The sequence below is a fragment of the Micromonospora sp. BL4 genome (assembly GCF_003667505.1).
In the GTDB taxonomy this organism is placed as follows: domain Bacteria; phylum Actinomycetota; class Actinomycetes; order Mycobacteriales; family Micromonosporaceae; genus Micromonospora.
Genome location: NZ_RCVJ01000125.1, coordinates 1 through 25421, shown reverse-complemented (window position 1 = coordinate 25421; position 25421 = coordinate 1). Strand labels below are relative to the sequence as shown.

At 70.7% G+C, this 25421-nt stretch carries 25 protein-coding genes; 11 read left to right on the top strand and 14 right to left on the bottom strand.

The window, feature by feature from the left end:
• Positions 1–217: 217 nt before the first annotated feature.
• The 3 genes from EAD89_RS14395 (at position 218) to sepH (ending at position 3985) form a co-directional block, all read left to right on the top strand.
• The gene (locus EAD89_RS14395; protein WP_121654583.1) at positions 218–1324 is read left to right on the top strand and encodes a citrate synthase 2; all 1107 of its coding nucleotides are present in this window, start codon (positions 218–220) and stop codon (positions 1322–1324) included.
• Between the two features lie 268 nt (positions 1325–1592).
• Positions 1593–2720 (top strand): phosphoserine transaminase, encoded by a 1128-nt coding sequence (gene serC / locus EAD89_RS14390; protein ID WP_121676042.1) that lies wholly within the window; start codon positions 1593–1595, stop codon positions 2718–2720.
• A gap of 185 nt (positions 2721–2905) precedes the next feature.
• Complete coding sequence (gene sepH / locus EAD89_RS14385; RefSeq protein WP_121676041.1) at positions 2906–3985, top strand: septation protein SepH; 1080 nt, start codon at positions 2906–2908, stop codon at positions 3983–3985.
• An 82-nt stretch (positions 3986–4067) separates the two neighbouring features.
• On the opposite strand, the gene thpR is transcribed toward sepH, so the two are convergent.
• The 5 genes from thpR to EAD89_RS14360 all read right to left on the bottom strand — a co-directional run bounded on the left by thpR (position 4068) and on the right by EAD89_RS14360 (position 8725).
• Positions 4068–4646, bottom strand: a complete 579-nt coding sequence (gene thpR / locus EAD89_RS14380; RefSeq protein WP_121657261.1) for an RNA 2',3'-cyclic phosphodiesterase — start codon at positions 4644–4646, stop codon at positions 4068–4070.
• A 12-nt stretch (positions 4647–4658) separates the two neighbouring features.
• Positions 4659–5168: a hypothetical protein gene (locus tag EAD89_RS14375; RefSeq protein ID WP_121657262.1), complete on the bottom strand. Its 510-nt coding sequence runs from the start codon at positions 5166–5168 to the stop codon at positions 4659–4661.
• Positions 5169–5323: 155 nt separating this feature from the next.
• Entirely contained in the window at positions 5324–6607 is a 1284-nt protein-coding gene (locus tag EAD89_RS14370; protein WP_121657263.1) for an MFS transporter, read from the bottom strand.
• Between the two features lie 72 nt (positions 6608–6679).
• A complete protein-coding gene (locus EAD89_RS14365) occupies positions 6680–7129 on the bottom strand; it encodes a MarR family winged helix-turn-helix transcriptional regulator (RefSeq protein WP_199723616.1) in 450 nt (149 codons plus the stop codon).
• Between the two features lie 117 nt (positions 7130–7246).
• Positions 7247–8725, bottom strand: coding sequence for an NCS2 family permease (locus EAD89_RS14360; protein ID WP_121657268.1), 1479 nt, complete (start codon positions 8723–8725; stop codon positions 7247–7249).
• An 88-nt stretch (positions 8726–8813) separates the two neighbouring features.
• Here EAD89_RS14360 and EAD89_RS14355 point away from each other — a divergent pair, with 88 nt between their 5' ends.
• Positions 8814–9059: a DUF2530 domain-containing protein gene (locus EAD89_RS14355; protein ID WP_121676040.1), complete on the top strand. Its 246-nt coding sequence runs from the start codon at positions 8814–8816 to the stop codon at positions 9057–9059.
• A gap of 36 nt (positions 9060–9095) precedes the next feature.
• On the opposite strand, the gene EAD89_RS14350 is transcribed toward EAD89_RS14355, so the two are convergent.
• A complete protein-coding gene (locus EAD89_RS14350) occupies positions 9096–10025 on the bottom strand; it encodes a DUF3027 domain-containing protein (RefSeq protein WP_199733509.1) in 930 nt (309 codons plus the stop codon).
• On the opposite strand from EAD89_RS14350, the gene EAD89_RS14345 reads away from it, so the two are divergent.
• The 3 genes from EAD89_RS14345 to EAD89_RS14335 all read left to right on the top strand — a co-directional run bounded on the left by EAD89_RS14345 (position 10024) and on the right by EAD89_RS14335 (position 13227).
• Positions 10024–11628: an MFS transporter gene (locus EAD89_RS14345; RefSeq protein WP_121676039.1), complete on the top strand. Its 1605-nt coding sequence runs from the start codon at positions 10024–10026 to the stop codon at positions 11626–11628. The two genes, EAD89_RS14350 and EAD89_RS14345, sit on opposite strands and share 2 nt — an antisense overlap.
• The gene (locus tag EAD89_RS14340) at positions 11625–12275 is read left to right on the top strand and encodes a futalosine hydrolase (RefSeq protein WP_121657266.1); all 651 of its coding nucleotides are present in this window, start codon (positions 11625–11627) and stop codon (positions 12273–12275) included. The genes EAD89_RS14345 and EAD89_RS14340 overlap by 4 nt, the downstream gene beginning before the upstream one ends.
• Positions 12276–12396: 121 nt before the next feature.
• Positions 12397–13227 (top strand): 1,4-dihydroxy-6-naphthoate synthase, encoded by an 831-nt coding sequence (locus EAD89_RS14335; RefSeq protein ID WP_121676038.1) that lies wholly within the window; start codon positions 12397–12399, stop codon positions 13225–13227.
• Here EAD89_RS14335 and EAD89_RS14330 read toward each other — a convergent pair.
• Positions 13188–13574: a cold-shock protein gene (locus tag EAD89_RS14330; protein ID WP_088986676.1), complete on the bottom strand. Its 387-nt coding sequence runs from the start codon at positions 13572–13574 to the stop codon at positions 13188–13190. The genes EAD89_RS14335 and EAD89_RS14330 overlap by 40 nt on opposite strands.
• Before the next feature lie 27 nt (positions 13575–13601).
• Positions 13602–14225 (bottom strand): HAD family hydrolase, encoded by a 624-nt coding sequence (locus tag EAD89_RS14325; RefSeq protein ID WP_121676037.1) that lies wholly within the window; start codon positions 14223–14225, stop codon positions 13602–13604.
• A gap of 83 nt (positions 14226–14308) precedes the next feature.
• Here EAD89_RS14325 and EAD89_RS14320 point away from each other — a divergent pair, with 83 nt between their 5' ends.
• Entirely contained in the window at positions 14309–16795 is a 2487-nt protein-coding gene (locus EAD89_RS14320) for a helicase-associated domain-containing protein (RefSeq protein ID WP_121676036.1), read from the top strand.
• Positions 16796–16832: 37 nt separating this feature from the next.
• Here EAD89_RS14320 and EAD89_RS14315 read toward each other — a convergent pair whose 3' ends face one another.
• Together EAD89_RS14315 and EAD89_RS14310 are read right to left on the bottom strand one after the other, a co-directional pair.
• Positions 16833–17069, bottom strand: coding sequence for a hypothetical protein (locus EAD89_RS14315; RefSeq protein WP_121655791.1), 237 nt, complete (start codon positions 17067–17069; stop codon positions 16833–16835).
• Positions 17070–17164: 95 nt separating this feature from the next.
• The gene (locus EAD89_RS14310) at positions 17165–18055 is read right to left on the bottom strand and encodes a L,D-transpeptidase family protein (protein ID WP_121676035.1); all 891 of its coding nucleotides are present in this window, start codon (positions 18053–18055) and stop codon (positions 17165–17167) included.
• A 172-nt stretch (positions 18056–18227) separates the two neighbouring features.
• Here EAD89_RS14310 and EAD89_RS14305 point away from each other — a divergent pair, with 172 nt between their 5' ends.
• Entirely contained in the window at positions 18228–19907 is a 1680-nt protein-coding gene (locus tag EAD89_RS14305) for a DNA repair helicase XPB (RefSeq protein WP_121676034.1), read from the top strand.
• Between the two features lie 181 nt (positions 19908–20088).
• Here EAD89_RS14305 and EAD89_RS14300 read toward each other — a convergent pair whose 3' ends face one another.
• The 3 genes from EAD89_RS14300 to EAD89_RS14295 all read right to left on the bottom strand — a co-directional run bounded on the left by EAD89_RS14300 (position 20089) and on the right by EAD89_RS14295 (position 23635).
• Positions 20089–22641 carry a tetratricopeptide repeat protein gene (locus EAD89_RS14300; protein ID WP_121676033.1) on the bottom strand — a complete coding sequence of 851 codons (2553 nt, stop codon included), beginning with the start codon at positions 22639–22641 and terminating at the stop codon, positions 20089–20091.
• A 20-nt stretch (positions 22642–22661) separates the two neighbouring features.
• Entirely contained in the window at positions 22662–23078 is a 417-nt protein-coding gene (locus EAD89_RS30255) for a hypothetical protein (protein WP_147458801.1), read from the bottom strand.
• A 332-nt stretch (positions 23079–23410) separates the two neighbouring features.
• Positions 23411–23635 (bottom strand): winged helix-turn-helix domain-containing protein, encoded by a 225-nt coding sequence (locus EAD89_RS14295; RefSeq protein WP_199733506.1) that lies wholly within the window; start codon positions 23633–23635, stop codon positions 23411–23413.
• 404 nt (positions 23636–24039) lie between these two features.
• Between EAD89_RS14295 and EAD89_RS14290 the strand changes: the two genes are divergently transcribed.
• Positions 24040–24306 carry a hypothetical protein gene (locus EAD89_RS14290; RefSeq protein WP_121676032.1) on the top strand — a complete coding sequence of 89 codons (267 nt, stop codon included), beginning with the start codon at positions 24040–24042 and terminating at the stop codon, positions 24304–24306.
• A gap of 4 nt (positions 24307–24310) precedes the next feature.
• Here the strand turns inward: EAD89_RS14290 and EAD89_RS14285 are convergent, their stop codons facing one another.
• On the bottom strand, positions 24311–24883 hold the full coding sequence (locus tag EAD89_RS14285) for a TetR/AcrR family transcriptional regulator (RefSeq protein WP_121676031.1): 573 nt from the start codon (positions 24881–24883) through the stop codon (positions 24311–24313).
• A gap of 88 nt (positions 24884–24971) precedes the next feature.
• Here EAD89_RS14285 and EAD89_RS14280 point away from each other — a divergent pair, with 88 nt between their 5' ends.
• Positions 24972–25343 (top strand): DUF4267 domain-containing protein, encoded by a 372-nt coding sequence (locus tag EAD89_RS14280; RefSeq protein WP_121676030.1) that lies wholly within the window; start codon positions 24972–24974, stop codon positions 25341–25343.
• Positions 25344–25421 lie beyond the last annotated feature (78 nt).

Below are 25421 nucleotides of genomic sequence, written 5' to 3'. Positions count from 1 at the left end.
CCTCCCGCGCTGGCCAGACCGCAGCGCCCAGTCTTGCCGAGCGGCGCGGAGAATGCGCGTCCGGGGATGTCGTGTGCAGCACAGTCGCAGCGGGTCGCGTATCCGGTTACTCAGCAGGCAAGATGTTCCGAACACATCCCTGAGGGTCGCCTAAGGCGCTCGGCCGACCGGGCCGGATGAGCTGATCGGGCGCACCGAGCAGATCCAGGAGAGCGACATGGCCGATTTCAAACCCGGACTGGAGGGCGTTGTCGCCTTCGAGACCGAGATCGCCGAACCTGACCGTGAGGGTGGCGCGCTGCGCTATCGCGGGGTCGACATCGAGGATCTGATCGGCCAGGTCTCGTTCGGCAATGTGTGGGCCCTGCTGGTCGACGGCCGGTTCGGGCCGGGCCTGCCGCCGGCGGAGCCGTTCCCGGTGCCGGTGCACTCCGGCGACATCCGGGTGGACGTGCAGTCCGCGGTCGCCATGCTGGCCCCGTACTGGGGGCTGAACCAGCTGCTGGACATCTCGGACGAGCAGGCCCGCGAGGACCTCGCCCGGGTCTCGGTGACCGCGCTCTCCTTCGTCGCCCAGTCCGCCCGGGGCCTCGGCCTGCCGGCGGTGCCGCAGAAGGAGATCGACAAGGCGCAGACCATCGTCGAGCGGTTCATGAAGCGCTGGCGGGGCGAGCCCGACCCGCGGCACGTCAAGGCCGTCGACGCGTACTTCATCTCGGCCGCCGAGCACGGCCTGAACGCCTCCACCTTCACCGCCCGCATCGTCGCCTCCACCGGGGCGGACGCGGCGGCCTGCATCTCCTCCGGCATCGGCGCCCTCTCCGGCCCGCTGCACGGCGGCGCGCCGTCCCGGGTGCTCAGCATGCTGGAGGCGGTGGAGCGCAGCGGGGACGCCGAGGGCTACGTCAAGGGCGTGCTGGACCGCGGCGAGCGGCTGATGGGCTTCGGCCACCGGGTCTACCGGGCGGAGGACCCGCGCGCCCGTGTGCTCCGGCGTACCGCCAAGGAGCTGGGCGCCCCGCGCTTCGAGATCGCCGAGGCGCTGGAGAAGGCGGCGCTGGCCGAGTTGCAGGCCCGCCGCCCGGACCGGGTGCTGGCGACCAACGTCGAGTTCTGGTCGGCCGTCGTGCTGGACTTCGCCGAGGTGCCGGCGCACATGTTCACCTCGATGTTCACCTGCGCCCGGATGGGCGGCTGGAGCGCGCACATCCTGGAGCAGAAGCGCCTGCAGCGACTGGTCCGCCCGTCCGCCCGCTACGTCGGCCCGGCCAGCCGCAAGCCCAGCGACGTCGAGGGCTGGGGCGCCATCCCGCACGGCGTCTGAGCTGTACGAAAGGGCCCCTTCCCAACGCCTCCCGCGTTGGAAGGGGCCCTTTTGACTACGCCCCGACCGGCGAGGCCGGGTGTGGCGAAGGACTCAGGTCGGCCCTCGGGACCCCGACTTCCACCGCCCGGCCCGGGTGCGAGGATGGGGGTCGGCAGTGTCGCCGGATCGCCGGTACGGATCCCGGCCCGCCGTGCGCCCGCGTACGCGCCCGCCGCCGGTCCGCACCGGGCCCCGCCCTCGCCCATGCGGAAGGACCTTCAACACCGTGGCTGACGCACCGCTCATCCGGATTCCCGACGAGATCAAGCCCGCCGACGGACGCTTCGGCTGCGGCCCGTCCAAGGTCCGTCCGGCGGCCGTGTCCGCACTTGCCGAGGTGGCCACCAGCTACCTGGGCACCTCGCACCGGCAGAAGACGGTCCGCGACCAGGTGGCCCGGCTGCGTACCGGTATCGCCGAGTTCTTCTCCCTGCCCGAGGGCTACGAGGTGGTGATCGGCAACGGCGGCACCACCGCGTTCTGGGAGGTCGCCACCTTCGGCCTCATCCGGGACCGGGCGCAGTTCGCCAGTTTCGGTGAGTTCGGCGCCAAGTTCGCCAAGTCGGTCAAGGACGCCCCGTTCCTGGGCGAGCCGACCATCCGCAAGGCCGACGCGGGCAGCGCGCCGACGCTGGTCGCCGAGGGCGGCGTGGACGTCTACGCGACGCCGCAGAACGAGACCTCGACCGGCGTGGCCGTGCCGATCAGCCGGGTCGCCGGGGCGGACGAGGGCGCGCTCCTGCTTGTCGACGCCACGTCCGGCGCCGGCGGCCTGGAGGTCAACGTCGGCGAGACCGACGTCTACTACTTCGCGCCGCAGAAGTGCTTCGGCTCCGACGGCGGGCTCTGGCTGGCCCTGATGTCGCCGGCCGCGCTGGACCGGGCCGCCGAGATCAAGGCCTCCGGGCGGTACATCCCGGCCTTCCTCGACCTGGTTACGGCGATCGACAACTCGCGGTTGCAGCAGACCTACAACACCCCGGCGCTGGCCACCATCTTCCTGGCCGCCGAGCAGACCGACTGGATGAACGCGCAGGGTGGGCTGGCCTGGGCCGCGAAGCGCACCGCGGAGAGCGCCGCGACGGTGTACGGGTGGGCGGAACGGTCCACCGTGGCCACCCCGTTCGTCAGCGACCCCGTGCTGCGGTCCAACGTGGTCGCCACCATCGACCTCGTCGACGAGGTGGACGCCACCGCCGTCGCCAAGGCGCTGCGCGCCAACGGCATCGTGGACACCGAGCCGTACCGCAAGCTCGGGCGCAACCAACTGCGGGTGGCGCTGTTCCCGGCCATCGAGCCGGCCGACGTCGAGGCGTTGACCACGTCCATCGACTACGTGGTCGAGCGCCTCTGAGAATCGTCACGGTCGGTGTCCGTCGGGGCCCCGGCGGACACCGACCGTGATCATCGTTGCAGCTCAGTCGCGACATGCGGGGTGTCGCTTCCCCCACCCCGAGGCAGATGCGCGTACGGTGGTCCGAGACGCCTGGGTGGCCGACTCGTGGCGTGCGGCCAGCGAAGCGGGACGGAGGCAACGCTATGCGCCCAGTACGCTTCGTCGCCCTCTCCGAGGACGGCCATGCTCTGGTTCTCGCCGACGAGGTCGGGCGGCTGCTCGCCCTGCCGATCGACGAGCGGATCGCCGGCGCGCTGCACGCCGAGCCGGGCGCTCCGCCGCTCGCGGTGGCGCCGACCGCCGCCGACCCGGTCCCCTCACTGTCCCCCCGGGACATCCAGGCCCGCATCCGTTCCGGTGAGTCCGCCGAGGACGTCGCCCGGATCGCCGGGGTGCCGGTCGACCGGGTCCTGCGCTACGCCGGCCCGGTGCTCCAGGAGCGGGCGATGCTCGCCCAGCACGCCCGCCGCACCCGGCTCAAGGGCGCCGAGAAGCCCACCCCGCTGGCCGAGGTGGTCAACGGCCGGCTGAGCCAGCACGGCATCGACACCGAGAAGATCTCCTGGGACGCGTACCGCCGCGACGACGGCACCTGGCGGATCATCGCCACCTGGCCGTCCGGCAAGGCCACCGCGCAGGCGATCTGGGACCTCGACAAGACCCGGCAGGCGGTCACCCCGCACGACGACATGGCGCAGTACCTGTGCGCCGAGCGGCCCACGCCCATCCTCGGTCAGGAGCCGGCGCCGGAGCGGGGCGGGCACGCCCTGCCCGGTCCGTCGCGCGGCGAGCCGAGTCGCGGTGGGCACGGGTTGCCGGCGGCGTCGGAGCACCCGCGTCCCGGGCGCGACCCGATCCGGGCCGGGCGGGACGCCCTGCTCGCCTCGCTGGACCGCCCGCTCGGCGCCTCGTCGGGCCGCGGCCTGGAGCCCCGTACCCCGGCTGCCTTGGCCGGGTCGGACGCGCCCCGGCAGCGGCCGGTCGGCGGTGGCGCCGCGGCGCTGCTCGGCGGCGGCCAGGGGTCGGCCTTCGACGACGACTCGGACGCGCCCAAGGAGGTGCCGGCCGTGCCGTCGCTGGCGGTGCTGCGGCCCCGCCGGACGGGCGCCGCGGCTGCTGCCGGCGGCGAGTCCACCGATGCCAACGGCAAGCCGCGCAAGCGGCTGCCGAGCTGGGACGACGTGCTCTTCGGCAGCGGTCCCGCCGCGCGCGAGTCCTCCTGACGCTTCGCGTTGGCGGGTGGCGGTTCGCCACCCGTCAGCGCGAGGCACCGCTCCCCCTGGGCCTGGCCGGCTGCCAGCCTGGTCAGAGCGGCCAGGCGGCCAGACGGTCGTAGCGCGGCCGGGGGCCGACGTGGCTGCGCACCAGGAGCAGTTCGGTCGCCGCCCACGGTGGCCCCTGGTAGTCGTCCAGGGCGGCCCGGTCGGCGTCGATGTCGGCCGGGGCCACCCGATCGCCGGGTCGAGCCACGGTCAGGTGCGGGCGGAACGGCTTGTCGTCGTGCGGCAGCCGGGCGTGCCGCAGCCGCGAGCGGATCAGTCGCGCCAGCACGTGTAACGCCTCGACGTCGCCCCGGAGATCCACCCAGAGCACGGTGAACCGGCCCTGCCCGAACCGGCCGCCCCCGCCGAGACTCAGCCGGGGCGAGGCGTCCCGTCCGTCGCGGAACCACTCGGCGGCCAGCCCGAGCGCGCTCTCCACCTCGACCAGCCGGGCCGCCTCGACGTCACCGAGGAAGGCCATGGTGAGGTGCAGGTGGGCCGGGTCGGCGAGCCGGACGTTGGTGCCGGCGGCCGCCGCCGCTCCGATCCGCAGCCGAGCGACGTGCGCGCCGAGGTGGGTGACCGCTTCGACGGGCGGGTAGACCGCCACGAAGAGCCGCAACCGTCGACCGTTTCAGCGGTGCCGCTGGCGGTGCCCGGCTCGGGCCGCCGGCAGAGTCAGCCCGGCGGCGTGCAGCACGCCTTCCACCCGGACCCGCTCGATCTCCTGGTCCACGCCACTCAACTCGGCGAGGTGTTCGGTGACGCCGAGGGCGCGGCAGGCCAGTCGGAGCCGATCGTCGTAGGCCTGGACCACCGCCCCGTGCCAGACCATCGACCGGCCGGTGCCGCCGAGCCGCTGCCCGCCGAGGCGCCGCAGGTCGGCGGCGAGCTGTTCCAGGGGCCGCCGGTCGGTCCGGTCGAACTCGCTGAGGTCGATGTCCCGGGTCAGCGCGTCGGCCTCGATGGCCCGGTCGAGGCGGGCGATGGTCCGTCGTTCCCGTCGGCGTTCACGCCACTCGGACCAGCCGCAGACCACGCGATCCAGGATCTCGTCGGCGCAGAAGAGCAGGGCGAACGCCGCCGGCAGGCTGGCCACGGCGAGGAACGCCAGGGCCAGCATCAGCGCGCGTCCGACTCCCACGTATCGACGCTAAGCCCCGTCGTGCCCGCCCGCCACCGGATTGGCCGCATCCGCGCCATCCGCTCAACACGACGAGCCGGGCCGGGCTTCCGCGACAGACGTGAGGAAGGGCCCCTTGTCATGAGATCCGATGACAAGGGGCCCTTCCTGGCAGCTCAGCAGTCGGTGGAGGTCACGTAGAAGCGGGGCATCGGCAGCACCCGGAAGCGCACCCGGGCGCCGGAGCGGCGCAGCTGCCAGGTGAGCGCGATCAACGCCGCGGCCAGCGAGATCAGCCCGCCCATCCAGATGCTGGCACCGGCGCCGAAGTGTTCGGCGACCCAGCCGATCAGCGGTGCCCCGACCGGGTTGGTGCCCAGGAACACCAGGACCCACAGGGCCATCACCCGGCCCCGGAAGGCCGCGTCCACACCCAGCTGGACCCGCTGGTTGGCGGCCTGGGCGAAGAAGACCATGAAGAAGCCGGTCGGCACCAGCAGCGTCACGACCAGCCAGTACGTCGACGCGAAGCCGACCAGGGTGCCGAAGCTGGCGCAGGCGATCGCGGCACCGAGCACCAGCCACACCGACGGGCGGCTGCGCCGGCCGGTGCCGCTGAGCGCGCCACCCAGCGCGCCGACCGCCAGTGCGGTGCTGAACAGGCCGAAGGAGGCGGCACCGGTGTGGAAGACCGTCTTGGCCAGCGCGGCCAGGGTGAGCTGGAAGTTGAACAGCGACATGCCGATCACGGACATCACCGCCATCGGCAGCAGCAGGTCGGGGCGGCGCCACACGTACCGCAGCCCGTCGACCACCCGGGCGGAGGCCCGCTCGTCGCGCGGCAGCAGGGCGTCACGGTGCAGCTCGGCCGTCCGCATCCGCACCACGTTGACCAGCGGCGCGATCGAGCTGAGCGCCGTGAAGAGGAAGACCGGCCCCACGTCGAAGGCGGCGATGGCCAGGCCGGCGACGGCCGGGCCGACGATCCGGGCGGAGTTGAACACGGCGGCGTTCAGCGACAGCGCGTTGGGCAGCAGTGACGTGCCGACCAGCTCGGAGACGAACGCCTGGCGGACCGGGGTCTCCACGGCGTTGGCCGTGCCGAGCAGCGCGGCGAAGGCGAAGACGTGCCAGAGCTGCACGAGGTCGGTGAGGACCAGCAGGGACATGCCGAGCGCCAGCACGGTCCAGAAGGCGTTCGCGGCGAAGAGCAGCACCCGCTTGTCGTACCGGTCGGCGAGCCGGCCGGAGAGCAGCGTCAGCAGCAGCACCGGGGTGAACTGGAGCGCGGTGACCACGCCGAGCGCGGTGGCCGAGTTGTCGGAGAGCTCAAGGACGAGCCAGTCCTGGGCGATGAACATCATCCAGACGCCGATCAGCTTGATCAGCTGGCCGGATGCGAAGAGCCGGTAGTTGCGAACCTGCAGGGACTGGAACATCGTGCTCAACTTGGCCTGCACTCTTGGTGCGCCTCCTCCGGGACGTACGCGTCATCGACAGGTGACGGCACGGCCCGGTGGCGCGGGCGCGGCTCAGGCGCGAGCGAGCTGCTGAAGAATCCGGGCGGCCCTCTGCAGGGTCTCCCGTTCGTCTTCGTCGAGCGCGGCCAGCCGGTGGGCCAGCCACTCATCGCGGGCCCGCTCGAACTGGTCGAGCACGGCCTGCCCTCCTTCGGTCGCCGCGAGGATGACCTGCCGGCCGTCGGTCGGATGGGGGGTCCGCTGCACGAGGCCGCGGTCCTCCAACTTCGCGACGATCTTGGTCATCGTCGGTGGCTGCACCCGCTCGATGTCGGCCAGCTCCCGGGGCGTCAGCGCGCCCGCCAGCCGCAGGCTGGTGAGCGCGGAGACCTGGGTGACCGTGAGGTCGCCGACCGGTCGGGCCTGGCGGACCCGCCGGTTGAGTCGGGTGATCGCATCACGCAACTGGGGAGCCAGCTGCGCCGGTGGCACGCGTTTCGCCGTCACCGTCCGCTCCGTCACGATAGTTAGCTTAACTAATGAGCCTGGCTAACGACATCTGATATGACCAGGCTCACGAGGACTTTCGTGCTGTTCCCGGCGGGGGAATCCGATTCGGACTCCCCGCCGGGACGTGCCTCAGAGCACCAGGGACTCGATCGGCCCGCGCAGGAAGTACAGCACGAACAGCGCGGCCACCCCGTACAGCAGCGGGTGGACCTCCCGGGCCTTACCCCTGGCCAGCTTGACCACCACGAAGGTGATCAGGCCGGCGCCGATCCCGTTGGAGATCGAGTAGGTGAACGGCATCAGCACGATCGTGAGGAACGCCGGAATGGCGATCTCGTAGTCGGACCAGTCGATCGTCCGTACAGCGGTCATCATCAGGAAGCCGACCACCACCAGGGCCGTCGAGGCCGCCTCGAACGGCACGACCACCACCAGCGGCGCCAGGAACATCGCCAGCAGGAAGAGCACGCCGGTGACCAGGTTGGCCGCCCCGGTCCGGGCGCCCTCCGCGACACCGGCGGCGCTCTCGATGTACGACGTGTTGCTCGAGGTGCTGGCCGCGCCGCCGGCCGCGGCGGCGATCGAGTCGACGAGCAGGATCTCCTTGGCCTTCGGCGGGGTGCCCTTCTCGTCGAGCAGGCCGCCCTCCTGGCCCACGGCCACCATCGTCCCCATGGTGTCGAAGAAGTCCGTGATCAGCAGGGTGAAGACGAACATCAGCACGACCACCCAGCCGGCCCGGCCCCACGAGTCGAGCACGTTGAACTTGCCGAGCAGCGACAGGTCCGGCAGGTCCACCACCGTCTTCGGCAGCTCCGGCACGTTCAGCGACCAGCCCTTGGGGTTGGGCTTGCCGTCGACGAACGAGGGGCCGATGTTGCCGATCGCCTCCACGATCACCGCCAGCACGGTCGAGGCGAGGATGCCGATCAGGATCGCGCCCTTCACCCTGCGGACCACCAGCACCAGGGTGAGCAGCAGACCCACCACGAAGACCAGCATCGGCCAGCTCACCAGCTTGCCGCCGATGCCCAGGCCGACCGGGACCGTCGTGTTGGCGGCGTCCGGGATCCGCCGGACGAAACCGGCGTCCACCAGACCGATGATGGTCAGGAAGAGGCCGATGCCCACCCCGATCGCGGTCTTCATCTGGGTGGGCACCGAGCGGAACACCGCGGTCCGCAGGCCGGTCAGCACCAGCACCGCGATGATCACACCTTCGATCACCACCAGGCCCATCGCGTCGGCCCAGGTCATCTCCGGCGCGATCTCGTACGCCACCAGCGCGTTCACGCCGAGACCGGCGGCGAGCGCCAGCGGGAACCGGCCCACCACACCCATCAGGATCGTCATCAGGCCGGCGACCAACGCGGTCGCGGCGGCCAGCGCGGGGATCGGAAGGGTCTTGCCGTCGCCGTCGACGGCGCCGCCCAGGATCAGCGGGTTGAGCACCACGATGTACGCCATCGTGAAGAAGGTCGCCAGGCCACCACGTACCTCGCGGCTCAGCGTCGAGCCACGGGCGGAAATCTCGAAGAACCGGTCGAAGCCGTTACGTGGATGAGCGGGGTCGGGTGGTGTGCCGTTCTCGGGCGGCGTTACTGCCATCAGGTCCTCGCAGGTGATCTTCCGGTTGACGCGCGCATCGTCCCAGATCACCGGCGGGCAGGGGAAGTCGATCGCGTACGCTTGCCCGATGCCGAACGAGCAGCCTCCGCGGCCCGCGCCGCTGGACCCGCCGATGGTGCCGTTCGCCGTCGCCGGGCTGATCGGGTGGGCAGTGGCCGGGCTGGTCCTGTTGGTCTTCTTCCGGGGCTGGCTGACCGAGCACGATCACGAGAACTGGCTCTGGACCTGCCTGGCCGGATTCCTGTGGGGCTTCCCCGGGCTCGCCGTGATGATGCGGCATGACGCCAACCGACGCCGCCGCCGCGCGAGCTGACCCTGCCAGGCGCGCCGGCCCAGCCGGCGCGGACCGTCAGGGGTGCCCGTACGGCTCCGCCGGCTCGGCGGCCTCCACCGAACCCGGGGCGCGGCTGACCGACATGGCCTCCACCGCGCTGTCGTCGTAGACGGTGGGCAGCTCCTCCACCGCGGTCTCGGCCGCCTCGATGAGCGTCTCGGAATGGGCGCCGCAGCCGTGGTCGGCGCTCACCACCCGGCCGTCGTCGGGAGCGTAGAAGTTGCCGCACGCGCCGAAGGCCAGCCGCATCGCGCCGGCCAGCGGCAGGTAGAAGCCGCAGGTGCCGCAACGAGCGGCGGCCGGGGCGGCGGCGGAGATCGCCGCGGCCGGGCCGTGGTCGCCGTCGTACCACCGCTGCGCCGCGTCGGCGCGACCCTCCCGGGAGAGCACCCGGGCCCGACCGAGGCCCAGCTCCCAGGCCGTCTCCTCGACCGCCGGGTCGTCGGAGAGCAGGTAGGCCGGGGCCAGCCGCTCATCGTCCGGCGCGGTCGGCAGCAGGTCACCGGGACCCAGGTCACCGGGCTTGAGCCGCTCCTGCCAGGGCAGCCAGCCCGGCGCGAGCAGCGCGTCGGGGCCGGGCAGCAGCACCGTCTCGCAGATGGTCACCGTGCGGCTGCGCGGCACCCGGGTGACGGTGACCGCCCAACGCCAGCCGTTGTAGCCGGCGAGCCGGCATTCAAAGTAGTGGGTGACCAGCCGGTCGCCCTCGGCAACGACCTGCAGGTGGTCGCCGACGTCATCGGCGTCCACCTCGGTGATGCCGGCGCGGGCCACCTCGACGGCAGCGGCGCAGACCTGGTCGAGACGGGCTGCGCGGGTGGATGCGGGCCTGGTCACCTCACCATTGTTCCCCATGCGCCCGACAGGGGTGACAGGGACTCCCGGGGAACCTTTCGCCGCAGTGCTGCGGCGTACCTGGAGCAGATGGGCGAGGATGGTGCACATGCCGTCGTACTCCCGCTCCGGGCGATCCGTCCTCGGTCGCACCGTCGGCACCGGCATCCGCAGCATTCGGCTGCTGTTGCGTGGTTCGGTGGGCAGCGGACGCTGGGTGACCCGCCGGGCCGGCCGGGCCCGGGCCCGGGGCGCCGGCGGCGAGGTCGGCATGGTCCGTCTGTTCGACCTGCACGCGGTGTCCTGCGCCGGAGACACGTTGATCGCCATCGGCCTGGCCGGGACGATCTTCTTCAACGTCCCGCTGGGCGAGGCCCGCAGCAAGGTCGCGCTCTACCTGCTGGTGACCATGGTGCCGTTCGCGATGCTCGCCCCCGTGGTGGGCCCGCTGCTGGACCACTTCCGGCACGGCCGGCGGTACGCCCTGGCCGCCACCATGCTCGGCCGCGCGTTCCTGGCCTGGTTGATCTCCGACTACATCCATGGCTTCGGGCTGTATCCGGCCGCGTTCGGGGTGCTCGCGCTGTCCCGGGCGTACGGCGTGGCCCGGTCGGCGGCGGTGCCCCGGCTCCTGCCCGAAGGGCTCGGCCTGTCTCAGGTGGGCGCGCGGGCGAGCGTCTACGGCACGGTCGCGGGCGCGCTGGTGGCTCCGATCGGGCTGGCGGCGTTCTGGTTCGGGCCGCAGTGGCCGCTGCGGGTCGCATCGGTGATCTTCCTGATCGGCATGGTGATCTCCCTGCGCCTGCCACCGAAGGCGGATTCGGAGCCACCGGAACGGGTGCCACGGCCGCTGCGCGCGCTGGGCCGTCGCCGGGGTGACCGCCCACTGGGGCGGGGCCGACCCGCCGGTCGGCTGGTGATCGCCACCCTGATCGGCTCGGCGACGCTGCGCGCGGTCTACGGCTTCCTGCTGCTGTTCCTCGCCTTCGCCATCAAGAAGGGCGACCTGACGACGGTGGTGTTCGGCCGGGACCTGGGTGCCGAGTGGGCGCTGGGGCTGGTCGGCGGCGCGCTGGCGGTCGGCAGCTTCCTGGCCACCGCCGTCGGCACCCGTCTGCGCATCCACCGGCCGACCGCCATCCAGTCCAGCAGCATGATCATCGTGGCCGGGGTGGCCGTGCTCACCGTCATCCGCTTCTCGCTGCCGATGGTGGCCCTGCTCTGCCTGGTCACCGCGCTGGTCAGTGGGGTGGCCAAGCTCGCCGTGGACGCCTCGATCCAGGAGCGCATCCCGGAGCGGCTGCGGGCCAGCTCCTTCGCGCACTCGGAGACCGTGCTGATGCTCGCCTTCGTGGCCGGGGGTGGGCTCGGGCTGGTCCCGTTCGGCGGTCGCACCGGCATCGCGGTCGCCGCCGGGGTGGGCGTCCTGGCCGCCGTCCGGGGTGTGGTGGTCGCCGCACGACTGCGCGGCGAGAAGCTGGCCGGCCGGCCGCTGGGTGACGACGAGCTGGTTGACGACGACGAGTCGCTGGACGAATCCGGGGACTCCGCGCCCACCTCACCGGCGCCGAGCCAGGCCGGCTCGTCGCAGTACGACGACCCGGGGCTCGCCCCACCGGGCTACCACATCTACCGCCCCTCCTCAGCGGTCGGCGGGCCGGGTGGCGGCGCGGACGACGAGACCCGCCGGGAGTCCCCCGGACCGCTGTCGTGACCGGCCTGCTGGTGGTGACCGCGGTGCCCGCCGAGGCGGACGCGGTCTGCGCGGGGCTGACCGACGCCACCGTCACCGTGGCCCCGGTCGGGGTGGGCCCGGCCGTGGCCGGCGCCGCCACCGCCCGACTGTTGGCGCTGGCCGAGGCTGCCGGACGCCCGTACCGGGCGGTGGTCAGCGCCGGCGTGGCCGGCGGCTTCGTCGGACGCGTCGCGGTCGGCGACACCGTGCTCGGCACGGCCAGCATCGCCGCCGATCTGGGTGCCGAGTCACCGGACGGCTTCATCCCCGTCGACGAGCTCGGCATGCCGCCCGCGCTGCTCGGCAACGGCAGCGTGCTGCCGGCCGATCCGCGGCTGCTGGCGGCGCTGCGAGACGCCCTGCCGTCCGCCACGACCGGCACGGTGCTCACCGTCAGCACGGTCACCGGCACCGCCGCCAGCACCGAGGAGCTGCGCCGCCGGCATCCGGGGGCGGTCGCCGAGGCCATGGAGGGGTACGGGGTGGCGGTCGCCGCGGCGCAGGCCGGGGTGCCCTTCGCCGAATTGCGCACCATTTCCAATCCGGTCGGCCCCCGCGACCGGGATGCCTGGCGGCTACGCGAAGCCCTCGACGCCCTGACCAAGGCGGCCCCGGCGCTGCGCTGACCCCGGCCGCAGGTCAGGACCAGGGCCGCAGAACAACCATTCGACCCAGCCGAGGTGCACAGGTCACAGTGCGCGGGGGTGGGCGCGGGTGGCCGCTCGGGGGCAGGGCTAACGTGGAGGCGTGGCGCTCTCCCTGGCGATCTCGCCCTGCCCCAACGACACGTTCGTCTTCCACGCTCTGGTGCACGGCCGGGTGCCGGGCGCGCCGCCGGTCGAGGTGACGTACGCCGACGTGGACGTCACTAACACGGCGGCCGAGCGGGGCGCGTTCGACCTGGTGAAGGTGAGCTTCGCGGCGCTGCCCTGGCTGCTCGACGACTACCACCTGCTGCCCTGCGGCGGCGCCCTCGGTCGCGGGTGCGGGCCGCTGGTGCTCACCAAGGGCGACCGCACCGACCTGACCGGCGCCACGGTGGCGGTGCCGGGCGACCGGACCACCGCGTACCTGCTGTTCCGGCTCTGGGCGGCCGGAAACCCGCCGGCCCGGATCGAGGTGGTTCCGTTCCACGAGATCATGCCGGGCGTCGCGGCCGGCCGCTACGACGCCGGGCTGGTCATCCACGAGGCCCGGTTCACCTACCACCGGCACGGCCTGACCGCCCTGGTCGACCTCGGCGAGTGGTGGGAGGCCGACACCGGCCTGCCCATCCCCCTCGGCGCGATCCTGGCCCGGCGCGGCGCGGTGGATCCGGAGGTCGCGGCGGGCTGGGTCCGCGAGTCGGTCCGGCAGGCCTGGGCGGACCCGGCGGCCAGCCGGGAGTACGTGCTCGCGCACGCCCAGGAGATGGAACTCGACGTGGTGGACCGGCACATCGGCCTCTACGTCAACGAGTTCACCGCCGACCTGGGCGAGGCCGGTTTCGCCGCGATCACGGCGCTGCTCGACCGGGCCGCCGACGCCGGGCTGGTGCCTCAGACCTCCAGCTCGCGCGCGACCGCGTGGACCAGCTGAGCGATCTTCTGCGCGGTCTTCTTGTCCGGGTACCGGCCCCGGCGCAGATCCGGCTGGACCTTCGCCTCCAGCACCTTGATCATGTCCTCGACGAGGCCGTGCAGTTCCTCGGCCGGCCGGCGCCGTAGCTCCGCCATCGACGGCGGCGCGTCCAGCAGCTTGACTCCCATGGCCTGCGCGCCCCGGCGGCTGTCGACCACGCTGAAGTCGACCCGCTGACCGCCCTTGAGGTCGGTGACGCCCGCCGGCAGCGCACCCTTGGGCAGAAACACGTCGCCGCCCTCGTCACTGGTGACGAAGCCGTATCCCTTGGCCGTGTCGTACCACTTCACTCGACCCGTAGGCACCTGAAAACCCCTGCTTCACTTGAGCCGCTACTGCTCCAAGGCTAGCTGGATCATGCCGTCGAGCGCCGCTGGGAATCCGGTGAGGTCGTCCAGCACCACTTCCGCCCCGGCGGCGCGCAGCTCGTCCGCGGAGCACGGCCCGGTCGCGACGCCGATTCCGGGCACCCCGGCCGCCCTCGCCGCCACCATGTCCGCCACGTGATCCCCGACGTAGTGGGTCGCCCCGTGCTCGCGCAGGGCGGTCGCCTTCTCCTCGGCGAACAGGTCGCCGGCCAACTCGTCGACCGTGAGGCCGAGGTGGTCCAGGTGCAGCCGGGCCAGCCGGCCGATCTTGGACGTGACGACCAGCACCCGGCCGCCCCGCGCACGGATCGCGTCGATCGCCGCCCGCGCGCCTGGCAGCGGCACCGTCGGGGTGATCGCGTACGCCGGGTACAGCTCGCGGTACATCTGCACGGCCGACTCGACCTGCTCCGGCGGGAACCAGTGCGCGATCTCGGTGCGCAACGGCGGACCGAGCCGGGACACCGCCAGGTCGGCGTCCACCGGCACGCCGGTCCTGGCGGTCAGCGCCCGGTAGGCGGCGGCGATGCCAGGGCGGGAGTCCACCAGCGTCATGTCGAGGTCGAATCCGACGGTCAGTGCGGGCATGCCGAGAAACGTACAGGCGACTCCCGGCCGGGCGGACGTCCGAGGGGCGCGACGGCCCGGTGCCGGGCTAGCGTGGTAAGACGATGACCACCTCACTCGCCGACCACCTGCGGTCGCTTCCCGACGAGTCGCTGGCCGCACTCCTTCAGCTGCGGCCGGACCTCGTCGTGCCCGTGCCGGCCGACATCTCCGCCCTGGCCATCCGGGCCCAGTCCCGGGTCTCAGTGGCCCGCGCGCTGGACGGGCTGGACCAGTTCACCCTCCAGATCCTCGACGCCGCCCGGCTGACCCGGGACCCGGACGAGGGCACCACGGCCACCGAGGCCGTGCTCGCCATGGCCACCGCCGGGCCCCGCCCGCCGGCGCCGACGGCCGTCCGGGGCGCCGTCGGCCGGCTGCGCGCGCTCTTCCTGCTGTACGGCCCGGAGCACGCACTCCAGGTGGTGCCTGCCGTGGACGAGGTGGCCCCGTACCCCGCGGGGCTGGGCCGGCCGGCCGCGGAGCTGGACCCGCGCACGGCCGCGCTCTGCGCGGACCCGGCGAAGCTCCGGCGGACGCTGCTCGCCGCGCCTCCCTCGGCCCGGGCGATCCTGGACCGGCTGGCGGCCGGACCACCGGTGGGCAGCGTGCCACCGGGTGCGTTGCAGGCGCCGCCGCTCGGCGCGGAGGATGCCCTGCTCTCGGACCCCACCAACGGTGGCGCGCCGACCGGTTCCCCGGTGCGTTGGCTGGTCGACAACCGGCTGCTGGTCCCCGTCTCGGCCGGCTCGTCGACCACCACCGGCACGGTCGAGCTGCCCCGCGAGGTCGGCCTGCTGCTGCGCCGCGACAGCGGCCCGCTCGGACCGCTGCGCACCAGCCCGCCGCCGGTGGCCGCCGCGCCCCGCGAGGCGAAGGCGGTCGACTCCGCCGGGGCCGGGCAGACCATGGAGGTGGTCCGGCACACCGAAGGGCTGCTGGAGCAACTCGCCGCCGAACCCGCGCCGGTGCTGCGCTCGGGCGGCATCGGCGTACGGGACCTGCGCCGGCTGGCCCGTACCGCCGGGCTGGACGAGCCGACCACCGCGCTGCTGCTGGAGGTGGCGTACGCGGCGGGGCTCGCCGGCGAGCTGGAGCTGCCCGGCGCGACCACCACCCGGTACGGGGCGGATCAGCAGGTGCTGCCGACCGGCGGGTACGAGGTGTGGCGGGCCGCCTCGCTGGCCCAGCGCTGGGAGCAGCTGGCCCGCGCGTGGCTGACCATGACCCGACAGGTCGGGCTGGTGGGCCGGCGCGATGACCGGGACCGCCCGATCACCGCCCTCTCCGCCGAGGCCGAGCGGGCCAGCGCCCCGGGCACCCGGCGGGCGGTGCTCGCCGTGCTCGCCGGCCTCGAACCGGCGACCTCACCCACCCCGGAGGAGGTGCAGGACCTGCTGGACTGGCGGGCTCCGCGGCGCAGCCGGGGCCGCGAGGCCGCCCACCGGGAGGTGCTGGCCGAGGCGGCGCAGCTCGGCGTCACCGGCCTCGGGGCGCTCACCTCGTACGGCCGGCTGCTACTGGCCGACCTGACCTCGGCCGACGAGCCGGGCGGCGAGGACCCCCTGGGGCTGCACGCGGACGCCGAGAGCGGCGACCCGTCCAGCGCGGCGCGGGCGCTGGACGCGCTGTTGCCCGCCCCGGTCGACCACTTCCTGGTGCAGGCCGACCTGACGGTGGTGGTGCCCGGGCCACCCGAGCCGGCGCTCGCCGCCGAGCTGGAGGCGATGACCGAACCCGAGTCGGCCGGCGGGGCCAGCGTGCACCGGGTCACGACGGCGAGCGTGCGGCGGGCGTTGGACGCCGGCTACTCGGCCGACGACCTGCACGACGTGTTCCGGCGGCGGTCCCGCACCCCGGTGCCGCAAGGGCTCACCTACCTGGTGGACGACGTGGCCCGCAAGCACGGCGGGTTGCGGGTCGGCCTGGCCGGGGCGTACCTGCGCAGCGACGACGAGACGCTGCTCAGCGAGGTGCTGGCCGACCGGCGGCTGGAGTCGCTGACGCTGCGCCGGCTGGCCCCGACGGTGCTGACCACGCCGTACCAGGTCGGCCGGTTGCTGAGCGCGTTGCGCGACGCCGGGTACGCCCCGGCGCAGGAGGACGGCAGCGGCGGCACCGTGCTGTCCCGGCCACGGATCCGGCGGGCCCCGGCCCGGGTGCCCGTGGCCACCCGGACGTTGGATCCGCTGGCCGCGCCGAAGCTGCCCATGCCCCGACTGCTGGGCGTGGTGGAGCACATCCGGCGGGGTGAGGCGGCGGCGCGGGCCGCCCGACGGGCGCCGGCGGTGGTGCGTGGCGGTGCGGCCGGGCTCGGCGGCGGTCCGGTGCCGGCACACACGCACAGCGAGGCGCTGGCCGTGCTCCAGCAGGCCGTGCGGGATCGGGCGCTGGTCTGGGTGGGTTACGTGGACGCGCACGGGGCGACCGCGTCCCGGCTGGTCAAGCCGGTCTCGATCGGTGCCGGCTACCTGCGCGCCGAGGACGAACGGACCGAGATGCTGCACACGTTCGCGCTGCACCGGATCACCGCGGCGGTGGTGGCGGACTGACCGGAGCCCAGCCGGCGCCGGCCGGTGTGCGCGCCGGTCAGCGTCGGCTGCGGCGTACGGTGCCGACGACCGAGATGATCAGCAGCAGCGCGAAGCCGGCGCCGGCGGACTCTCCGACCGAGTCGACGAAGCCCTGCCGCAGCACCAGCCAACCGAAGAGGAACCACCCGACGAGGAGCGCCGCCGCGACGGCGTACGCGACCACGGTTGCGCGGGACACCTCGTCGGGTTGAACCTGGTCGTGCGCTTCGATCACGTCACGGTCGACCGTCATGCCCAGCCTCCCCGCCCGGTCCGGCCCTGGACTCCCAGGGTGTCACTCGCGGGACCGGTGTGACAGGGGTTAAAACCCCGATTCGGGCGGGCCGCTCAGGTGCCCGGCCGGCGGCCGATCAGCACGACCCGGGTGCCCACCTTCCCCAACTCCCACATCCGGACGGCGTCGGCGTGCAGCAGGTTGACGCACCCGTGCGAGCCGATCGACTTCTCGTGCAGGTAGGTGGTGGTCTCGTGGAAGCCCATCCCCTGGGTGAAGTGCTGCCAGTACGGCAGCCACACCTCGTACGGGTCGGACCATTCCCTCGGGTTGCGGTAGTTGACCTTGTACGTGCCGGCCGGGGTGCGGTAGCCGGACATTCCGGTCCGGGTCACCGTCGGCGCCATGATCACCTTGCCGCCCCGGACGGCCCAGACGGTCTGCCGGGTCAGGTCCACGCAGAACGTGGTGCCCGTGCCGGCCTTGCAGCGGGCCGGGTCGGTGGTGGCGAGCCGCTGGGCCACGTCGTACGTGGTCGGGCCGGCGCGACCCTGGACGGGGCGGATGCCGTACCGCCGCTGGAACTTCTTGATCGCCGCGCAGTCGGCGGCGGACTGCCGGCCGTCCACGTTCACCGACCCGAACCCGCCCAACCGGGCCAGGTACGTCTCCACCGCGCGCTGGTGCTCGCCCTGCGGGCAGCCCGCAGCGGGCGCGGCGGTGCTGGTGGCCGGCGCCGGCGGCTTGCTGCGGGTCGGTTTCGGCGTGGCGTTCCGGGTGGGCTTCGGCGTCGGCGCCCGTGTCGGCGCGATCGTCGCGGGCCGGCCGCGCTGGTCCGGCCCGGGCGTGCCGCTCGCCCCCGTTGACTGTTCCGCCGCGCCTGCTGGGGCGGCTCCCCCGCCGCCACCCCCGCCGGCCTGCGGATCGAACGCGCACGCACCGGCACCGACCAGCGCGACCACCATCAGGGCAACAAGTCGGGAAGTGATCCGGACATGCTTCATGGAACCTCCCCTGGACCGTCGTCCCTTTGCTAGACGTTCACAAGTGCCTTCTCGGTTGCGTCCGGTGAGCATCTTTCTTCCGACAGTCCGCACCGTGCAACACTGGATGGTCGGCCAGCGGCGGGTAAGCAGGCGCAACGACCGGCGGCCAACCGGAGGAGAGGACCCTGGCGTGAGCGGTGGACCACTGATCGTGCAGTCGGACAAGACCCTGCTGCTGGAGATCGACCACCCGGACGCGCAGGCCTGCCGGATGGCCATCGCGCCCTTCGCCGAGTTGGAGCGCTCTCCCGAACACGTGCACACCTACCGGCTGACCCCGCTCGGGCTGTGGAACGCGCGCGCGGCGGGGCACGACGCCGAGGGCGTGGTGGACTCGCTGATCAAGTATTCGCGCTACCCGGTGCCGCACGCGCTGCTGGTGGACGTGGCCGAGACGATGGACCGGTACGGCCGGCTCCAGCTCGCCAACGACCCGGCGTACGGCCTGGTGCTGCGGGCACTGGACCGACTGGTGCTGATCGAGGTGGCCAAGAGCAAGAAGCTCGCCGGCATGCTCGGCAACAAGATCGACGACGACACGATCCAGGTGCACCCGTCCGAGCGTGGCCGGCTCAAGCAGGCGCTGCTCAAGCTCGGCTGGCCGGCGGAGGACCTGGCCGGCTACGTCGACGGCGAGGCGCACCCGATCGAGCTGGCCGAGGCCGGCAAGGACGGCAGCAAGCCGTGGACGCTGCGGTCGTACCAGCGCGAGGCCGTGGAGGCGTTCTGGGCCGGCGGGTCGGGCGTGGTGGTGCTGCCCTGCGGCGCCGGCAAGACGCTGGTGGGCGCGGCGGCGATGGCCGAGGCGAAGGCGACCACGCTGATCCTGGTCACCAACACCGTCGCCGGCCGGCAGTGGAAGCGGGAGCTGATCGCCCGCACCTCCCTGACCGAGGAGGAGATCGGGGAGTACTCGGGCGAGCGCAAGGAGATCCGCCCGGTCACGATCGCCACGTACCAGGTGCTCACCTCGCGGCGCGGCGGCGCGTTCACCCACCTGGACCTGTTCGGGGCCCGCGACTGGGGCCTGGTCGTCTACGACGAGGTGCACCTGCTGCCCGCGCCGATCTTCCGGTTCACCGCCGACCTTCAGGCCCGCCGCCGGCTCGGCCTCACCGCGACCCTGGTCCGCGAGGACGGCCGCGAGGGTGACGTGTTCAGCCTGATCGGCCCGAAGCGGTACGACGCGCCGTGGAAGGACATCGAGTCGCAGGGCTGGATCGCCCCGGCCGAGTGCACCGAGGTCCGGGTGACGCTGACCGACGCGGAGCGGATGTCGTACGCGACCGCGGAGGCCGAGGAGCGCTACCGGATGGCGGCGACCGCGCGCACCAAGCTGCCGGTGGTCCGGGCCCTGGTCGACCGGCACCCGGACGACCAGGTGCTGGTGATCGGCGCCTACATCGACCAGTTGCACCAGCTCGGCGAATACCTGGACGCGCCGATCATCCAGGGCTCGACCACGAATCGCGAACGTGAGCGGCTGTTCGACGCGTTCCGGTCCGGGGAGATCCGCACGCTGGTGATCTCCAAGGTCGGCAACTTCTCGATCGACCTGCCCGAGGCGGCGGTGGCGATCCAGGTGTCGGGGACGTTCGGCTCCCGACAGGAGGAGGCGCAGCGGCTCGGCCGGGTGCTGCGACCGAAGGCCGACGGCCGGCAGGCGCACTTCTACACGGTGGTCTCGCGGGACACGATCGACACCGAGTACGCCGCACACCGGCAGCGCTTCCTGGCCGAGCAGGGGTACGCGTACACCATCGTGGACGCCGACGACGTCCTCGGCCCGAAGCTTCCGACAGTCGAGTGAGAAGATCTGCAACTCCCCGTGGGGGCAGGGACTGACCCCTTAGCGGCACGAATCCCTGCCGCTAGACAGGCACCCCTCCGTCTGCGCCGATGGCGACATGAACCGCCAACCAGGTCGAATCTCTCACCCGTCGATCTACGCGTCCTCGATCGCTAGGACCCGACGGTACCTCGTGCTGCTGCTACTTTCGCCTCCGAGACTTGCCAGCCCTCACGGCCCGTCGAGGGCGCCGTCCACGCGGGTCCTCGCGGGATCGCCTTAGCCAGAGCGCTGCTTCACTCCCTCGCCCTTGGGCCGCCATAAGCGACGCCAGCTCGGAGGCGACGTGGACATGATCGCCATCATAGGCCTGTCGCCAATACTTCTCGGCTTCGCTCAAATTATCGGCTTCGAATCGCATATGCCCCAACAAGCACGCTGCATGGGCGTGACCGCCGCCGAGGCTAATCTGCAGCCAATCTTCCGCGATCTCACGCCGGTGCCAGTACAATCTGGCAAGCTCGCAAGCGGCCACAGCATCGCCACTATCTGCCGAGATCCGGAACAGCGATCTCGCGTCCTCAATATCGCCCTGGTCAAGGCGGATCTTAGCCAAGGCGAATGTGGCATCCGTATCGCCGGCATCTACCAGGCGTTGCCAATAGGGGATTGCCTCTAGGTTCCTACCCAGATCTTCGAGCGCCTGCGCCAATATCGAAACAGCTCGCTCAATTCCACCATCAACTGCACGCCGCAGCCACTCAATCGCTTCTTCCGGACGATTCAACTCATTTAGCAATCTACCAAGATGGTAGAATGCATTAACATCATCTAAATCTGCCGCTTGACGTAGCATCTCTTCAGCCGGAACCCATCGACGCTTCGAAGCGAGAAATGTTCCATAGTTGGATAACGACTCCCTGCCCCCTCCGGCAATAGCCTTTCGATACCAATTTTCGGCGTCGGAATCGCGCTGGAGTTTTCTGTAAAAAGTGGCAAGGTTACCCATTGCATCTGCCGACCCGGACTCAGCAGCCCTCAGCCATACCACTTCGGCTTCTGCGTCGCGACCCACTTCAGCTAATACGACACCCAGATATACTGCCGCCCCTGCATTGCCCTTCTCGCTGGCAGTACGGAGCAAGGACTCTGCTTCCTCGAACCGCCCCGAACTAGCCAAAAGGGAGCCAAGTCCGCCGGAGGCCCAGGCATCATTCTTCTCTACTGCCCGCCGAAACCAATTCTCAGCCTCTTCGTACTTCCCCTTGTTCCTGAGCGTTAGAGCCACGTGATACATGCCATGGGCGTCGTCGCCAGCCGCAGCCCGCTCGAACCACGTCGCAGCTTGGTCAAGCGCCCCTTCGCGCTCGAATATGTGTCCCAGTTCTGTGGCCGCTCGCAAGTAACCCAAATCGACCGCCTGCTTGAGCCACCGATCGCGCTCTTCGACGCGGTTGGCGTCCCGCGCCAACAACCCCAGGTTAAAGGCGGCCACTCCGCGGCCTTCCGCGGCGAGCTCCTGCCAGATCTGCTCCGCCAAATCGAGGTTCCCCTGGTTGAAGGCGGCAAGAGCAACTTTGGAGAGTTGGTAAAAATCCCCGGATGTCGAATTCCGGACCGCTTGCCAGACACGATCAGGAACCGCTTCACGATTTTCGGAACGCATCATTTTGTCGGTGAGATAGTCGAAGGCTCGATATGTTTCTTTGTGCTTACCCGGCAGAAGGATGCTGGTAATCCCATAACGACGCCGCGCTGCCCAAGCGATCGCGACGTCGAGCGACTCTGGGCGCAATAATCGACCACCCAACGCATTAAGGTAATGCTCATGCGTCTCGCGTATTAGATCCCACGGGACGGAATCATCCAAACCAGCCCTATGGCAGTCGATTGCAGCGGCAACAAGGGCCGCGCCCCTGGGGTTCTGTCCTACCTCCCTCGCAAGCTGCCATTCGCTATAAAGCATCGGGCCAGCCGCCAAGTACTCCGCCACACCGTATGTATCACTATGCCCAACGGCATCTAAGACTCGCGGATCCTCTACGGACTTCGCCCGCTCCGTCTCGACCGCACTCCAACGTCTTTGCATATAGACCAGGTCAGCCTGCTTCAACACATACTCCGCTGACACAAGTCTGCCGTGAGTGCCGGAGTCCCCTTCATTGGAAATTCCCGACAAGCCTCCCAACTGACGATACTGCTCGGTTCTAATCGTACCCAGAGAGATAATACCTGCACGCCTTAGAAACGAGGTCATCTTCGGGGTCAGCCCGTCACCGCCAAGGAATCGCTCAATGTCATCAAGCCACAGGACTGACGGCTCGACCATCGCGACCATATGCGCCAACGCGGTAGGCAAATCAGCTCGATCGTCAGGGATGACAAGACGATGATTGGGTATTTCTTGAAGCATGGCTTCATATCCTGATCGCGACTTCCCCGCCGTCGAATCACCCACGATAAGCACCAATCCGCCATGCCGTGCAGCTGCAGCGACTTTGCCGGCAATCTCCGCGTCGATGTCACGAGGAACATAGGGTGGCACTGCGTTTCCACTTGACATTGCCGCTCTGTGCACACCTAGCTCAAGTGGATCTGACTCTCTAACCAATGGACCGAGTGGCAATCGGAAGATTTCCGCTGGCAACTCTTGACCGCTACCAAAGTAGGCGGTCTCGACGTTGAACTGACGTCCACGTCCTTGCTGAAAAACTCTTGCATGTCCGCGGGCATGACCTTCAAGCTCAAATGACATAAGGCCGCTCCGGTCGGTCGCTAGCCATTGTATTGAATGCCTTGACCTTGTTGGTATACCCGGCTTTGATCTGCGGCATTCGCATGCATCGAAATATTCTGTGAATTCTGTGCGAGCAAACCTTTACGCTCCGCCAAATCAAGCAGTTCGTAAATTGAATGAGCAATTTGGGGATCCCCCAGCAAAGCAATGCGGAGCCTGGCATCCCAGAGGTCTTGCTGATGCCGACAAACAGAATACCTATCTTCCCCAATGGCGCCAGCGACCTCGTTTCGCGACTCATCCAAGTCACTAACCATCAGATCTGTCGCGTCTCGATGCCGTCCAGCGAAGACTCGTGCGGCGAGCCCCTTGGCTCGCTCCCACGCATCGGTGGCCATAAGACCAACGATCGCTTGAGCCCCTGAAGCCGCCAGCGCCGCAATAGCAGGATCCATACGTCTAGAGGTTACTCCCGACCAAGGTCAGGGGGCAGCCCAAATCGGACGGCAGTCTCGTCGGCACTGACGAGTTTGCGACAAGTATTTACTCTTGCGCTCAGGCACTGCGGCCGTTAAAGGCGCTCACAACCATCCGCGCCCCGCGGTCGGTCGGACCGCCACCCGCAGCGGAGGGAACGTCGCGAGGCGAGTCGTGCCGGACATGTCTTGACCGAGGGTCCGCAGGATACAAGTCAGGAATCAGGTAGCAGCACGCGCAACCGTCTGGGGATATGCTGCCCTGACGGATTCGGCACCAATGGTGACGACTGAAGTTGGAGCCGACCGCGTCAGCGGGTGGATTCCGCGACGAAGACACCCCGACCCGGACGACCAACGAGCACGCCCTCGCCTCGCAGCGTCGCCACCGCACGGTGGATGGTCGACACCGACACGTCGTAGTGGTCGGACAGCTCCTGGGTGGACGGTATCTGCGACCCGGGCGGGAACTCACCCACCTTGATCCGCCTCAGCAGATCATCGATCAACTCGCGCATCGTCGGCGGAATCGGCACGTAGAGGCCCCTTGCAGTCGGTTGGCCCGCCCAGTATCGAGCACCAGATGAGAGAGCGGCAATAACTGGAAGGGAAGCGGCAGCGACCAGAGCGGGCAGGTTTGCCAGGTAGGAGAGCGTTGACGGAGGTGACAGGTATCGGTAGCGTCGCTCTCGGTGATGCGGTGCTGCTGCGGTCGGTTGGCGCCTCTCGTACCGGTCTCGCATCGCCGCCGAGACCCCACCCGCCGCGCTCCCCCGGCGCGGCCTGCTGCCGTACCTCCGGAACGGCCGCAGAGGCGGGCGGTCTCCGTCGACCGCAACCGACGGAGACCGCCCCTTCACGTCGATGCCATCCGACGAAGGGCAGTCACCGTGCGCAGTCTCATCTGTCGGCTGGCGAGCCGATTCCACGGAAGCCACCGATGAGCGAGCGGTGGGTGATCCACTTGCCGATCACCGCGCCGGACCTGCTGCGCGCCCGGATCTTCGCGCGTACCGCCGCCCGGGCGCTGGTCCGGCTCAGCGCACGGGTCGAGCCGGGCGGGGTGACCGTGTCGGCGGAGGACCAGCAGGGCGTACGACATTGGGTCTTCTGCGACCGGCCGCTGCCCGGCGGCGCGCGGTGCGCCCTGCCGGTCGACCACCTCGCGCCCTGCGCCCGGCGCACGCCTAGGCCGAGCCGCCGGTGACGGCTCAGCGGGAAAAGCGATCCACAAGCACCGCCAGCCGCCGACCGTGGTCGGCCCGGCGGAGCCGGCCGCTGCGCATCAGTGTGGCCAGGCCGTGCAGGCCGGCCCAGAAGGTCTCGGTCAGCGTCTCCAGGTCGTCGTCCCCGGCGACCGGGCGCACCGTATCGGACAGTTCGGCGAAGCCCCGGGCCAGGTCGGTCGGTACGTCCTGGCTGGCGAACGGCAGGTCCACGGCGAGTGTGAACATCGCGTCGTAGATCGCGGGCCGCTGCTGGGCGAACGCGACGTACGCGGCTGCCACGTCGGCGACCGCCTGGCGGGGGTCGGGAGCGGAGGCCCGGGCCGAAACCAGCACGGTCGCCAGTTCGGCGAAGCCCTCGACGGCGACCGCCGCCATGATGGCGTCCTTGCCCTTGAAGTGGCTGTAGAGGACGGGCTGGCTGTATTCGATCTCGGCGGCGAGCCGCCGGGTGGTCACCGCGTCCCAGCCCTCCGCCAGGGCGAGGTCCCGGGCGGCGGCGATGATGGCGCGTTCCCGTTCCGCCCGCTCGCGCTCTCGGCGTGCCTGCGTCGACATGACAGCAATCCTAGCACCGCTAGCGTTCCTGCCAAGGCTCTGCTAGCGTCGCTCTCACATCTAGCAGCGCTAGCAAAGGGAGTGGAACATGTTGACCACCCTCGCCTACGGGCTCGCCGTCGTGCTCAGCCTCTTCGTTGTCCTGATCGGGGCGCGGTTCCTGCTGGCGCCCCGGGCAGCAGCCGCCGGGTACGGGGTTCCGGCCCGGCCGGACGGCGACACCGCCTACCTGACGGTCAAGGGCCTGAAGGACGTGACCTTCGGGTTGCTCGGCCTCGCCCTGATCGCCTTCACCACCGCCGAGGCGGTCGCGTGGTACATGCTGATCGTCGCGCTTGTCCCGCTGGGCGACACCTTCATTGTGCTGCGCAACGGCGGCACGAAGGCCGTCGCCTTCGGCATCCACTTCGCCACCGCCGTGGTGGTCCTCCTGAACGCCGCCCTGCTGTTCGTCCTCTAACACCCCCTCCCGCCCCACCGTTGTTGACCAAGAGGGTTGCGTCACCGACAGGCCGATCGATGACGCAAACCTCTTGGT